The organism is Thiofilum sp., assembly GCF_016711335.1.
Classification (GTDB): domain Bacteria; phylum Pseudomonadota; class Gammaproteobacteria; order Thiotrichales; family Thiotrichaceae; genus Thiofilum.
In genome coordinates, this window is sequence record NZ_JADJTF010000001.1 from 1,737,172 (window position 1) to 1,750,134 (window position 12,963).

15 protein-coding genes and 2 tRNA genes are annotated in these 12,963 nt (G+C 43.1%); 16 read left to right on the forward strand and 1 reads right to left on the reverse strand.

Annotated features, from left to right (window positions below; translation table 11 throughout):
* Positions 1 to 18 precede the first annotated feature (18 nt).
* The 16 genes from IPL34_RS08245 to IPL34_RS08320 all read left to right on the forward strand — a co-directional run bounded on the left by IPL34_RS08245 (position 19) and on the right by IPL34_RS08320 (position 11,607).
* Positions 19 to 1,773 carry a tetratricopeptide repeat protein gene (locus IPL34_RS08245; protein ID WP_296840467.1) on the forward strand — a complete coding sequence of 585 codons (1,755 nt, stop codon included), beginning with the start codon at positions 19 to 21 and terminating at the stop codon, positions 1,771 to 1,773.
* Positions 1,774 to 1,812: 39 nt separating this feature from the next.
* On the forward strand, positions 1,813 to 2,490 hold the full coding sequence (gene lolB / locus IPL34_RS08250; RefSeq protein ID WP_296840469.1) for a lipoprotein insertase outer membrane protein LolB: 678 nt from the start codon (positions 1,813 to 1,815) through the stop codon (positions 2,488 to 2,490).
* Between the two features lie 11 nt (positions 2,491 to 2,501).
* Positions 2,502 to 3,344 carry a 4-(cytidine 5'-diphospho)-2-C-methyl-D-erythritol kinase gene (ispE, locus tag IPL34_RS08255; RefSeq protein ID WP_296840472.1) on the forward strand — a complete coding sequence of 281 codons (843 nt, stop codon included), beginning with the start codon at positions 2,502 to 2,504 and terminating at the stop codon, positions 3,342 to 3,344.
* A tRNA-Gln gene (locus IPL34_RS08260) sits at positions 3,345 to 3,419 on the forward strand.
* A gap of 36 nt (positions 3,420 to 3,455) precedes the next feature.
* Positions 3,456 to 4,409 carry a ribose-phosphate pyrophosphokinase gene (locus tag IPL34_RS08265; RefSeq protein WP_296843052.1) on the forward strand — a complete coding sequence of 318 codons (954 nt, stop codon included), beginning with the start codon at positions 3,456 to 3,458 and terminating at the stop codon, positions 4,407 to 4,409.
* Between the two features lie 67 nt (positions 4,410 to 4,476).
* The gene (locus IPL34_RS08270; RefSeq protein ID WP_296840475.1) at positions 4,477 to 5,049 is read left to right on the forward strand and encodes a 50S ribosomal protein L25/general stress protein Ctc; all 573 of its coding nucleotides are present in this window, start codon (positions 4,477 to 4,479) and stop codon (positions 5,047 to 5,049) included.
* Between the two features lie 13 nt (positions 5,050 to 5,062).
* The gene (gene pth, locus IPL34_RS08275; protein ID WP_296840477.1) at positions 5,063 to 5,635 is read left to right on the forward strand and encodes an aminoacyl-tRNA hydrolase; all 573 of its coding nucleotides are present in this window, start codon (positions 5,063 to 5,065) and stop codon (positions 5,633 to 5,635) included.
* A gap of 27 nt (positions 5,636 to 5,662) precedes the next feature.
* Positions 5,663 to 6,754 carry a redox-regulated ATPase YchF gene (ychF, locus tag IPL34_RS08280; RefSeq protein ID WP_296840480.1) on the forward strand — a complete coding sequence of 364 codons (1,092 nt, stop codon included), beginning with the start codon at positions 5,663 to 5,665 and terminating at the stop codon, positions 6,752 to 6,754.
* 48 nt (positions 6,755 to 6,802) lie between these two features.
* Positions 6,803 to 6,879 (forward strand) — tRNA-Met (locus IPL34_RS08285).
* A gap of 158 nt (positions 6,880 to 7,037) precedes the next feature.
* Positions 7,038 to 8,315 (forward strand): integrase arm-type DNA-binding domain-containing protein, encoded by a 1,278-nt coding sequence (locus tag IPL34_RS08290; RefSeq protein ID WP_296840483.1) that lies wholly within the window; start codon positions 7,038 to 7,040, stop codon positions 8,313 to 8,315.
* A 518-nt stretch (positions 8,316 to 8,833) separates the two neighbouring features.
* On the forward strand, positions 8,834 to 9,571 hold the full coding sequence (locus IPL34_RS08295; protein ID WP_296840486.1) for a phosphoribosyltransferase: 738 nt from the start codon (positions 8,834 to 8,836) through the stop codon (positions 9,569 to 9,571).
* Between the two features lie 54 nt (positions 9,572 to 9,625).
* Complete coding sequence (locus tag IPL34_RS08300) at positions 9,626 to 9,880, forward strand: hypothetical protein (protein ID WP_296840489.1); 255 nt, start codon at positions 9,626 to 9,628, stop codon at positions 9,878 to 9,880.
* The gene (locus IPL34_RS08305) at positions 9,867 to 10,274 is read left to right on the forward strand and encodes a type II toxin-antitoxin system VapC family toxin (RefSeq protein ID WP_296840492.1); all 408 of its coding nucleotides are present in this window, start codon (positions 9,867 to 9,869) and stop codon (positions 10,272 to 10,274) included. Before IPL34_RS08300 ends, IPL34_RS08305 begins: the two co-directional genes overlap by 14 nt.
* Before the next feature lie 67 nt (positions 10,275 to 10,341).
* Positions 10,342 to 10,959 (forward strand): ProQ/FINO family protein, encoded by a 618-nt coding sequence (locus tag IPL34_RS08310; protein WP_296840495.1) that lies wholly within the window; start codon positions 10,342 to 10,344, stop codon positions 10,957 to 10,959.
* A gap of 40 nt (positions 10,960 to 10,999) precedes the next feature.
* On the forward strand, positions 11,000 to 11,302 hold the full coding sequence (locus tag IPL34_RS08315; RefSeq protein ID WP_296840498.1) for a type II toxin-antitoxin system RelE/ParE family toxin: 303 nt from the start codon (positions 11,000 to 11,002) through the stop codon (positions 11,300 to 11,302).
* Positions 11,299 to 11,607 (forward strand): addiction module antidote protein, encoded by a 309-nt coding sequence (locus IPL34_RS08320; RefSeq protein WP_296840501.1) that lies wholly within the window; start codon positions 11,299 to 11,301, stop codon positions 11,605 to 11,607. Before IPL34_RS08315 ends, IPL34_RS08320 begins: the two co-directional genes overlap by 4 nt.
* Before the next feature lie 303 nt (positions 11,608 to 11,910).
* Here the strand turns inward: IPL34_RS08320 and IPL34_RS08325 are convergent, their stop codons facing one another.
* A complete protein-coding gene (locus IPL34_RS08325) occupies positions 11,911 to 12,732 on the reverse strand; it encodes a hypothetical protein (protein ID WP_296840504.1) in 822 nt (273 codons plus the stop codon).
* Positions 12,733 to 12,963 lie beyond the last annotated feature (231 nt).

Sequence of the window (12,963 nt, forward strand, 5' to 3'; positions counted from 1 at the left end):
AAGACACCGGGGAATGATATGTCACCAACACCAATCTCTCATCGGTTACGTCATACTATGCTGGCATTAATGCTCATGGGGGGGGCTTGTATAACGCCTACCGTATTAGCAGCAGACCCCGTGCTTGAGACTCCAGAGACAGAAGAGCCGATTCAGCTCGTTTTTAGTTCAGAACTGAGTAAGAACATGTTTCACCTCATGTTAGGTGAGTTATACCGCCAACAGGATCAGGTGGAGCAAGCGCTAGAGCACTACGCCATTGTCGCTGAAAATACTAAAGATATAGCCATCTCTAAAGAGGCGGCACAGATTGCTATAGAGGCGGGTAATAATAAATTAGCCGAGCGTTTTGTGACGCAATGGGCTGAAGCTAAACCCACTTCCTTAGAGGTGTATCAGTCGCGGGCGATTGTACGTGCTCGCGCAGGTGAGTATGACAAAGCCTTAGAGGATTTAATTTGGCTACGGGATGCCACTAATAAAAAAGAAGGTCATGGTTTTGAGTATATTTTATCAACCTTGACCTTAGAAGCAGGGCCTGAAGCTGCTTATGAGGTATTTAAGCGTTATAGTCAAAAAGTTGATCAATCAGCCGCAGTGAAGGTAGCCGTAGCGCACCTAGCTAATACCTTAGAGCGTGATGCAGAGGTGTTAGAGTTAGCGGATCAGATTGCTAAAACTGGCTCCGAGGCTGAAAAAGAGCAGGCAGCTTATATCCGTTCTAAAGTGTATCTACGTCAAGGTAAACCCGAAGAGGCTTTAAACGTACTAGAGCCTTTTATTAAAACGACTAAAGAAGATGAGCTAAAACTCGATTATGCCCGCACCCTGATTATGTTAGAGCGTCGTGAAGAGGCTATGCCCATCTTTAAGCAACTGTATGAAGCGCAGCCCGATGACGATAATATTTTTTATACCTTGGGCTTGCTCTATCTAGAGCAAAAGGAATATACCTTTGCTGAGCCATTGATTAAAAAATTGCTTGATATTCCTAGTCGCAGACATGATGCCAATTATTTCTTAGGGCAGGTCTATGAAGGGCTAAATCGTCCTGATGAGGCTTTTAAAGCCTATGAGCAAGCATTACCTAATAGTCGTTTTGCTAACGAGGCTATGGTCAGAGCGACTGCATTGTTAAATACTAAGTCCGGTTTAGATGCTGCTTTAAAATGGCTCACCGATCAGGCTAGCAAATTAAATCTCAATGATGCGCAACAAGCCGATGTATTAAGAATACAATCACAACTATTACAAGACGCCGAGCGTTATCCAGAGGCAGTACAGATCCTAACCAAAGCCGATACTTTACGTCCCAATCATCCTGATACGCTGTATCAACGTTCATTAGTGTATGAGAAATTAGGGAAAATCGAGTTAGCAGAGCAAGATTTAAAGGCTATTTTAAGTACTAGCCCGGATAATGCACCTGCTTTAAATGCTTTAGGTTACTTATTAACGGTCAATACGCAGCGCTATAAAGAAGCTCAGGAAATGATCCAAAGGGCAGCTAAATTAAACCCCGACGATCCCGCGATTATGGATAGCTTGGGGTGGGTAGCCTTTAAGCTCAATGAGCTAGAAACAGCCGAAACCGAATTACGTAAGGCATTTAAATTATTACCCGATGCTGAGGTCGGAAGTCATTTAGTGCAGGTGTTACATGCTCGTGGTAAAACGGAAGAGGCGAAAAAGTTGCTAGCTGAGCTAATGACCAAGTACCCTAATAATAAGTTGTTGGTCGAGGCTAGTAAGCGTGTAGTGGGCTTAAAGTAGTCTATAGTTATTAACTAATTAATTATTCAGGATGAATCCATGAGATCTAGCCTTTTAGTGCTCTGCACGTCTTTATTAGCCGCTGGTTGCGCTCAGCAATCGACCTCTTTGTCGGCTGTTGATCCGGTGACGGCTCCGGTGAGTGTTCCGGCTGTAGCAGTAGCTACCACCATTAAAGCGGGCACACCTAAAGAAATGTGGGCGCAGCGTAATGAGATTTTTAATCGCATGTCAGCATGGCGTATGCAGGGTAAAGTAGGGTTGCAGGTTAAACAACAAAGTTGGACTTTTAGTCTCTCTTGGCTCCAACAAGGCAACGACCAGTACGAAATGAATATTAAGAACCCTCTGACAGGTTCGATCATGGCCTACCTTAAAAGCTCAGGCAGTGTCGTGAACTTAAAAGCTGCCGATGGTAAAGAGTATCAAGACTCCGATGCGGAGCGTTTACTGCAACAGCGCACAGGCTTTAGCTTACCGGTTAGTGGTTTACGTTATTGGGCGCGGGGTATTGCTGCTCCTCAGTCTGAGATTCAAGCCCTGCAATTAGATAATCTAGGGCGTCCCACCTCGCTCCAGCAAGAAGGCTGGCTAGTCACCTATACGGGTTATCAAAATAACTCACCGAGTGCGTTACCTACCAAAATGTCTTTAGAGCGGGCGGCTGAACAAGTGCGTGCTAAAGTCGTGGCTAGAGATTGGCAAACCCGCTATTAATGGCAAGCTGAATGACTACCTTAATTTTACCTGCTCCGGCCAAATTAAATCTGTTTTTGCACATTACGGGGCGTCGTAGCGATGGTTATCACTTACTGCAAACCATCTTTCAGCTCTTAGATTATGGCGATAGTATTCAGCTTACACTGCGTCATGATGGCGTGGTGCGTCGTGTAGCAGGTAATGAGTCGGTGTCAGAACACACTGACTTAATGGTTCGAGCCGCCCAATTATTAAAGCCCTTTACTCCTGCATCCTCCGGAGTAGAGATGGCTATTAATAAGGTGTTACCTATGGGCGGTGGTTTAGGCGGTGGCAGTTCTAATGCTGCCACGGTGCTAGTAGGTTTAAATCAATTATGGCAGTGTGGTTTAAGCACTAAGCAGCTCGCAGAATTAGGACTAAAACTAGGTGCGGATGTCCCTGTATTCGTTGAGGGGCATACGGCTTGGGCGGAGGGCGTGGGGGAAGTATTAAGCCCTATTGATTTGCCAGAGCGTTGGTATCTAGTAGTAGCTCCTGAAGCTCAGGTTGCAACGCGTGAAATATTTTTGCATCCAGACTTGACAAGAAACTGTGAACCCATCAAAATGGCGACCTTCTTGAACGGGGCAACACAAAATGTGTTTGAATCCCTAGTTAGGAAGCAGCATTCAAACATTAATCAGGTCTTTGAAGTATTAAATAACTGTGCAAAGCCTAGATTAACAGGTTCAGGTGCATGCGTGTTTGCTGAGTTTGATACTAAAAACGCAGCAACCCAAATACAACAAAAGCTACCTAAATCTTGGAAAACTTTTGTAGCTAAAGGTGTAAATCAATCGCCTTTAGTAACTCAACTAAAACTCAATTGATGGGCTGTCGCCAAGCGGTAAGGCACTGGATTTTGATTCCAGCATACCTAGGTTCGAATCCTAGCAGCCCAGCCATCTCCCAAATGCGAGTTCCTCATGTCTGACGATAGAATGATGGTTTTTACGGGTAACTCAAACCCCGAACTGTCCAGCAAAATCGTTGACCATCTTGGTATTTCCCTAGGCAAAATCAAAGCAGAGCGCTTCAGTGACGGTGAAGTGCATGTCGAGTTGCTGGAAAATGTCCGTGGTCGTGACGTTTTTGTCGTACAGTCTACTTGTACCCCCACCAATGATAATTTAATGGAATTACTGATTATTGTAGATGCACTGTATCGTGCGTCGGCAGGTCGTATTACTGCAGTGATTCCTTATTATGGTTATGCCCGTCAAGATCGCCGTGTGCGTTCGCGGCGCGTGCCTATCTCGGCTAAATTAGTCGCGGATATGATAGTGACCGCGCATGTGGATCGGGTGTTAACCATTGATCTGCATGCAGAGCAGGTGCAAGGCTTTTTTGATCTACCTGTAGATAATATTTACGCCTCAATGGTGTTAGAAGAGGATTTGCGCAGCAAAGAGCTTACTACTGATAGTCGCTTATTAGTAGTGTCCCCTGATATTGGTGGGGTAGTTCGGGCGCGTGCTTTAGCCAAAAGCTTGGGTGATCATACCGATTTAGCCATTATTGATAAGCGCCGCCCCGAGCCAAATAAGGCTGAGGTGATGAATATTATCGGTCAAGTCGAGGGGCGTCATTGCGTCTTAATTGACGACTTGATTGATACGGGCGGTACTTTGTGCAATGCCGCCGCCGCTTTGAAAGAGCGGGGTGCTTTAAGTGTTTGTGCTTATGCAACTCATGCAGTATTTTCAGGTAATGCCTTGAAAAATATCGAAAACTCAGTCATTGATGAAGTGGTCGTTACCGACACTATTCCTTTGAGTGAGGCTGCACGCAAGTGTTCTAAAATTCGTCAATTATCAGTGGCGGGTTTATTGGCTAAAACTATTTTACGAATTAACCGTGATGATTCGGTTAGTTCCTTATTTGAAGAAGCTTAATTAATTGGATTAAGCACTAATGCTTCTGGTCGCGGAAGCGTTAGCTATTTTAATTTTGGAGTCTATCATGTCTAAAACTTATTCTTTAAAAGCTACCAAACGTGCCGATCAGGGCAAGGGTGCGAGCCGCCGCCTGCGTCACACTGGTGGTGTACCTGCGATTGTATACGGTGCAGGTGTTGAGCCATTGAGCGTTACTTTAAATCACAATGAATTAGTGCGTAATCTACAAGACGAAGCCTTCTATTCACAATTGATTGCTTTAGATATCGATGGCACGATTGAAACCGTCGTATTACGTGATCTGCAACGTCACCCTGCTAAAGTATTGATCATGCATGCCGATCTATTACGGATTCAAGCCGATCATGCTATTCGTGTTACTGTGCCTTTACACTTCACTAATGTTGAAACTTCAACAGGTGTTAAAATACAAGGTGGGGCACTCAACCAGTTAATGAATAACGTTGACGTATCTTGCCTACCCAAAGACATTCCTTCTTACATTGAAGTAGATATGCAAAATGTAGAAAAAGGTCAAATCCTACATTTATCAGATCTGAAATTACCTGAAGGCGTATCCTTGCCTCAATTAGCCTTAGGTCATGACCATGACCAAGCGATTGCAGCTATTCACTAATAGAGTCTAGGACATGACTATCCAGCTTATTGCTGGCTTAGGCAATCCGGGCGCTAAATACGACAAAACCCGGCATAATGCCGGGTTTTGGTTTGTTGATGAGCTTGCTCGGCGCTATAACGCCAGTTTTAACCTTGAAAAACGCTTTTCGGGCGAAGTCTGCCGTATTGTGGTGAAAAATCAGCCCATATGGTTGATTAAACCTACCACTTTTATGAATTTAAGTGGGTTGGCAGTGCGCCAACTAGCCGATTTTTATCGTATTCCTGTTGAGCAAGTACTCATTGCGCATGACGAGTTAGATTTAAATCCGGGTGTAGTGCGTTTAAAGCATAGTGGTGGACATGGCGGGCATAATGGTTTGCGTGATTTACATGCGCATATGACGAAAGATTATTGGCGGCTGCGTTTAGGCATTGGCCATCCGGGGGATAAAAATAAAGTACTGGATTATGTACTGTCCGCACCCTCCTTAAACGATAGTATTGCTATTACTAATGCCATTGATGCGGCAGCCGATTGTATTGAATTAATTACAACAGGTGATATGCAAAACGCTATGCAACAATTGCATAGTCGTACTTAGACATCTGTTTGCAAGAGGATTAAGAACATGGGTTTCAAATGTGGCATTGTCGGATTGCCGAATGTAGGTAAGTCAACGCTGTTTAATGCTTTAACTAAGGCGGGCATTCAGGCTGAAAACTATCCGTTTTGTACGATTGAACCCAACGTGGGCATGGTTCCCGTGCCGGATCTACGCCTTAATGCGCTTGCGGAAATCGTAAAACCAGAGCGAGTATTGCCCACAACGATGGAGTTTGTGGACATTGCGGGTTTAGTAGCCGGGGCATCCAAAGGTGAGGGCTTAGGTAATCAGTTTTTAGCTCATATTCGTGAGACGGACGCGATTGCTCAAGTAGTTCGTTGCTTTGAGAATGACGATATTATTCACGTAGCAGGCAAAATTGATCCTCTAGCCGATATTCGCGTCATCAATAACGAGTTGATTTTAGCCGACATGGAAACGATTGATAAAGCGATGAATCGTGTCAGTCGTGCTGCTAAATCGGGCGCTAAAGAATTAGTTTTACAACTACAAACCATGCAAAAGTTGGCGACTCATTTAGAAAATGGTAATGCAGCCCGCTCCTTAGGCTTAAGTCCTGAAGAATTAGCCTCTATTCGTGAACTGCATTTAATTACGGTAAAGCCATTACTCTTTATTGCTAATGTGGCAGAAGATGGCTTTGAAAATAATCCCTTCTTAGACAAAGTTTTAGCACATGCTCAAACGGAGAAGGCTCAAGTAGTTCCGGTATGTGCTGCTTTAGAGTCCGATATTTCTCAATTAGAGCTTGAAGAGCAAGCTGAGTTTTTAGAAAGTATGGGGATGACTGAACCCGGTCTCAATCGAGTGATTCGTGCAGGTTATGATCTATTAGGCTTACAAACCTTTTTTACTGCGGGTGTCAAAGAAGTACGTGCTTGGACGGTGCATAAAGGAGCTACTGCGCCTAATGGTGCAGGGCGCATTCATACTGATTTTGAACGCGGCTTTATTCGTGCTGAAGTCATTGCCTATGATGATTTCATTACTTATAAAGGTGAGCAAGGTGCAAAAGATGCCGGAAAATGGCGTTTAGAAGGTAAAGATTACCTTTTAAAAGAAGGTGATATCGTGCACTTCCGCTTTAATGTCTAACGTGCCTTGACACTCTAGCTAGCTCCTGTTAAGATTCGCGCCTCTCTTGGCTACGTAGCTCAGTCGGTTAGAGCACAGCACTCATAATGCTGGGGTCGTAGGTTCGAATCCAACCGTAGCCACCAAATTCTTGTCTCACATTGTGTCAGACTGTCCCAAAAGCCCCTACAGGCTGTAATCTGTAGGGGCTTTTGTGTCTCAGATTGTGTCACATTGTGTCAGACTGTCTCACTGAAAACATTGTGTTATCCATTGCTTTTAGCACTCACTCGGAGACGAAGCAATGAAGACGTATAAAAAACTAACAGATTCAATGCTTAAGGGTTTAAAACCCAAAGATAAGGACTACAGCCTAAGCGATGGTGCAAGCCTGTACCTAGTGATAAAACCCACTGGCTATAAATCGTGGCGCTTTAATTACTCTATTAATGGCAAGAGTAGAACCCTCTATATCGGTGAATACCCCACTATAGGGCTAGCTAAAGCTAGGGAGTTGCACCAAGCGGCAAGGGAACTCTTACAGCGCGGTATAGACCCTAGCCAACACAAGCAACAGGTCAAAGCACTTAATCAAGATCACTTAGCTAATACCTTTGAGGTCATAGGGCGGGAATGGTATTTATTTAATTTGCCTAAGTGGTCACAAGGTCATGCTGAAAGAACCTTGAGCTATTTAGAGCGGGATGTATTCCCGTGGCTAGGTCAACGGGCAATAGATGACATAAGCCCTAGAGACATTATTAAAATCATCCAACGGGTAGAAGCTAGGGGAGCTGAAGAAGCAGCAAGAAGGGTAAAACAATACATTCTACATATTTATAAGTACGCCATTACCCTAGAGTTAGCTTCTCATAATCCAGCAGCCGATATAGAAACTTCTATTATTCTCAAACCACGCACCAAGAAACACTTTGCAGCCATTACCGAGCCTATTAAGGTAGGACAATTATTAAGAGATATAGCGTGTTATCAAGGAACTCTAGTAGTGAAAAGTGCTTTAGCACTCAGTGCCTTGGTTATGTTGCGTCCGGGGGAATTAAGAGCGGCGGAATGGTCAGAGATCGACCTGAATACAGGTACTTGGACTATTCCCGTTAAACGGATGAAAGCCCCTACCCATATTAAACAGGCTAACCAGTCTGTGCATACAGTGCCTTTATCCAGACAGGCTATAGAGATACTGCAAGAGCTTAAGCCCTTAACAGGTCGATTCCCGTATGTATTCCCTAGTGCGCGGGGTGCTAGTCGGTGTATGAGTGAAAACGCTATTAGGGTGGCGCTTAGGGCGATGGGGTACGATAACGATACGATGACCCCACATGGATTCCGCTCGATGGCTAGTACGTTACTGAATCAGATGAAAACCAAGGACGGTGTTAGGCGTTGGGATGCAGACGCTATAGAGCGTCAGTTAGCCCATAAAGAGAAGAACCAAATTAGAGCCGCCTATGATCGTGCTGAACACTTAGAGGAACGGCGCGAGATGCTGCAAGTATGGGCGGATTATCTAGACGACCTTAAGGCGGGTGGGAAGGTCATTCCCCTTAAGATTCCAAGATAAAAAACCATAGAGAAAGGGTATTGCTAAGCCGGATAGATTCCGGCTTTTTTGTTGCTACGCTTAGTTAGGTAAAAAAGCTGCTACAGTTGCTACACTTGCTACACTTTGCTACGGATAGAGGTATTTATAGGTAGTAAGGTTAGTTATTTAATATTATTAAAAATATATAAGTTATTAATTTAATTATATTTTATTATTATATATCTTCTTATTCTTACCCTCCTCTAAGCACTAATAGTCTGTGTAGCAATTGCTACTGCTACAGTTGCTACACTTGCTACGCTTATAAATTAACCAGCTATAAAACGGGCTATTAAGTCGTCTTTTTAAGCAATAGAGTGGACGAACCTTGGTTGATGATTGGGTATTAAAAAGGAGTCTTTGACAGATTAACCGGATACTTTGTTAAAGTGGGGTGATCTATAATGATGACACTTAGTCATGATGGGAGAGGACACGATGCTAACTGCTGAAACGCTTTATCAACGAGCTAAACATTGGGCTATTGAGTAACTGCTATGTCAAAACGTGGCAATCATCCTGTTAATATTCCTGATGTATTGATTCCTTATAAGCTAGGTGATCTTAATGACCATCCTGACTATCAGGCGGCAAAAGCAGGGGATTTTGAGGCAGCGTTGCGTATTGCTCAGCAGATGATTACCGATTCAGTAGCTAATGAGGTGGTTCAGCGGTTTGGTACACAAGCCTTGTTATTGCCTGTATTGGCGCAGGAAGCCCAAGGGCGCAATAAAATACCGTTAGCATTGGCCATTCAATTAGAGGCTTTGACAGGTTTAGGCATTGAATTAGGCATAGGACAGCGTACTAAAGTATCCCGTACCACTATGAGCGGATTAGATCGTGTTTTTATTGTTCCAGAGTTTGAAGGGATAGTATTAGCAAAACAGTCCTATATTTTGATAGATGATACCTTGACCCAAGGGGGGACGTTTGCTTCATTAGCCTCTCACTTACAGCAATTTCAAGGTGTAGTGAGTGGTGCATTCGCGTTGACTGGTAAACAGTACAGTGCTAGGTTGAATTTAGATTTTGTTATGTTGCAACTGTTGAGAGATAAGTATGGCGACCTTGAAACCCTCTTCACCACTGTCACAGGCTACGATTACGCAGCCCTTACTCAAAGTGAGGCGCGAACCCTTGTTAGTTTCCGTCCGCCTGAGTCCGTCCGAGTACGCATCATTAATGAGCGAGATGCAACAAGCGGCTTTACAAATGCGGATGATGCTGAATAAGCAGTCTGTACGATCTACTAGCCTTCATTGATCTGTATGACGGGAGAGGACAAGATGCTAACTGCTGAAACGCTTTATCAACGGGCTAAAACGTTAGATGCTGCGACCTTGCAAGAAGTGGGAGATTTTTTAGAGTTTTTAGTGAACAAGAAAAATCTGGAATTTCTACAGGCTCAAAAGCGGCGCTATTTTCCTGCTACTAGCCTAGAGACCGTCGAGCCACCTGCACTAGGTACGCGGGTTTTGTCGCTGGAAGAAATGGATGCGGTGATAGAACTAGAAGCGAGTCAGTCCCATGATAGAGATTGATACCAATATTATCGTGCGCTATTTGGTCAAGGATGATGAGCGCCAAGCCCTAGAAGCTACACAGTTTTTAGATAGTCATAACTGCATGGTGTTGCCTACGGTACTACTAGAAACTGTTTGGGTGCTAAGCTCCAAGAATGGCTATGGTTGGGCTAGAGAGCAAGTAGTGTCACGTTTACGTCACCTATTGGGTTTACCTGCTGTTTATACTCCCTCACCGGATGCTATTTATACCGCGTTAGCGTGGTATGAGGCAGGGATGGACTTTGGAGATGCTTTGCACCTTGCCCACAGTGGTACTCAGTTTGCAACCTTTGATAAGCCCTTACATGACAAAGCTAAACGCCTACAGTCTAATAAGATGGTTATTTTGCTAGGTGAGAAATCTCATTAATGCTTTGCCCTAATACAATACCTTAGCCTTGGTTAAGGAAAATCTTGCAACCCGTGCGAGTGCTAACATGACAGACCAACCCCAAAAGACGCTTAAGATTATTCGTAGAGTTGCGCCTGCAACTATTCCACCTCTAGAATCCACTCAGTCCGTACCAGAACAACCGATTCAACGTAGCGGCAAGCGCGTACTGACTAAGGACAAACTACAGGAAGTCAAACCGGAAAAAGGCACAGACTTTTACCGTGCCAAGAAGTTACCCAAACCTAAGCCAGACTCAACAGCGGATAAACCCAAGCCGCTAGGCACTAAGCCGCTTAATCAAAACACGCTCAAGAAACCCGCCAAACCTAAGCCACCTAAGAAAAAAAACATTAAGCCACCGAGTGACATACGGGCTAAAGAGCTAGACGCTAGCCTAAATGCTTTCCCGATGTGGCGTGAACGTAAACCACTGGCTTTGAACTTTGAGCGTCAAGTGTTTCAGCATGTGGGCAAGCATCATTTGAGTGCATCTAAGCGGGTGGTCATGAAATTATTAGAGTGGCATACCGCTAACCGTTTCTACCTGCAAGCGGTCGCAGAAGGCGGTAAACGTTTTAATCTGGATGGAAGTGAAGCCGACACTATCCAAGAGTATGAGATTGCCCACGCCCTGAATAAGCTGGCTAAGCGTAAGAAGTAAGTGATTGTGAGATTGTAGTTTATAAGTTACAGTATTGGCTATGAATACCTTGTTACAGATGAATACTTATATTGAATGGTTCGATAGTTTGCGCGATAAGCAAGCTAAAGCGCGTATTTTGGCACGCTTGCGGCGCGTGGAATTGGATAACTTTGGAGATTATCACTCAGTGGGTGAAGGCGTTTCTGAGTTGAGGATTCATTACGGGCAAGGCTATCGAATTTATTTTATGCAACATAAAAAACGATTGGTTATTTTGTTGGCAGGGGGTAACAAAAGCACTCAAGATGCTGATATTGCCACTGCGATACAGTTAGCTTCTAACCTAAAGGAATTATTATGACTAACATCACATTAACTAAATGGGATGTGGTTGAACATCTCAAAACAGAAGACGATATGCAAGCCTATTTAGATGCTTGTGTTGAAGAAGGAGATTCTGCACTGATAGCCGCTGCATTAGGTGATATTGCTCGTGCAAGGGGTATGAGTCGTTTAGCACGAGAAGCGGGGTTATCCCGTGAGGCGCTCTATCGTTCCTTATCAGGTGAAGGTAATCCAGAGTTCAGCACTATTTTAAAGGTAGTGAAAGCATTAGGGTTAAAGCTCACGATTAGCTCTGTGGGTAATACCCCAGCCACCGCTTAAATAGTAGTTTTACCTGTTTTTAGCGCAGGTATTACTTAGTGCGTGTGTCTTGATGCAAGAAAACTCTTAGCATTGAACGTCAAAATAAGCTGGCTAAGCGTAAGAAGTGAGCCGGAAATTAAGCGAAAATTAGTCATTAATTAGCTTTTCATTATTAGTTAGCCCGATGTACGCGGACATTCAATGCTATGTGCGCGGACATTGCGCTGAATGTCCGGTCCGTGTACTGGTTCTAATTATTAAGATTCTAGGGAAGAAAAAAGCCTACTTAAACTCAGCAGGCTTGTACCGATAATCACAAAGTTAGGCTGCACTTAAAATTTCATTGACTAGCTCTTGACGGTTAGCAGTGGGCAATGCTTTTAACTCTAACTCAAGCTCTTGGAAAAGAGTTTCCTTTGTTACTAGACTGGTTATAGTATGTTTTTCAAAAAAGATTCTACTATCATATTTAACCAGTTTAGCACATGCTTCTAAAAACCCTTTTTTAGCTTGATCATATTCAGAAACTAAGCTTGTTAGCTTTAATTTTTTATAATTGGCTATTAGCCGGTTTATAATACTATTTATTAATTGCTCTTGCGCGTTAATAATAAAAGTTGCACCCAAGTCTAAAAGTATTAGCTTCTTATTATAAAGCTCGATAGCATTACTGAGGTTCAAGTTTTCTTGATCGATTCGCTCTACCTCTTGATCACTACCAGAAGCTATTAATAGAGCGTAGCCTTCATTATTCCTAGTAATAATAGCCTGAGCATTTTTTATATCTTGCTTAAGATTGGCTTTTTTACCTTCTAGCGATTTTCTTAACTCGTTGGTTTTATCTTTTAAATCCTCTAATGCTTTTAGGTTTTCACTATTAGGCTCTAATTCCTCTAAAATCTTTAGTGAGGTTTTAAAGCTTTGATAAACCTCGCTTATTGGTCTGTAGGATTGAGCTAAATGTGACATGCCCATCGTATTTTCAAATAGATTACCTCTTGCCAAAGATCTACCTTGTTCAGTGGGTTTTCCTAATTCGGGATGTTGGGCTACAACACCTAGCGCACGAGTAATAATCTCGTAGTGTTTATTGATTATAGGGTTATCTGAAAGAGCCGTTTTTTCTTGGTGTAATGTGAACATGGTTTAAACCTTATTTTATGGTATTTAAGGCTTAATTTTACCATTAATTACATATGTATCATATACTTGAATCTACTAATTAAAGTTAAATGTTAAAAGCTATCATAAGCTACTCAAGTGTCCTCACTAAAAATGCACTGAAATGCACAAAAGTGCACAATTTTGTGCATTTTTCTTATGAAAAACCCTTTATTTTTCAATAGTTAGAGGCGATTTTGTGCATAGAATTTT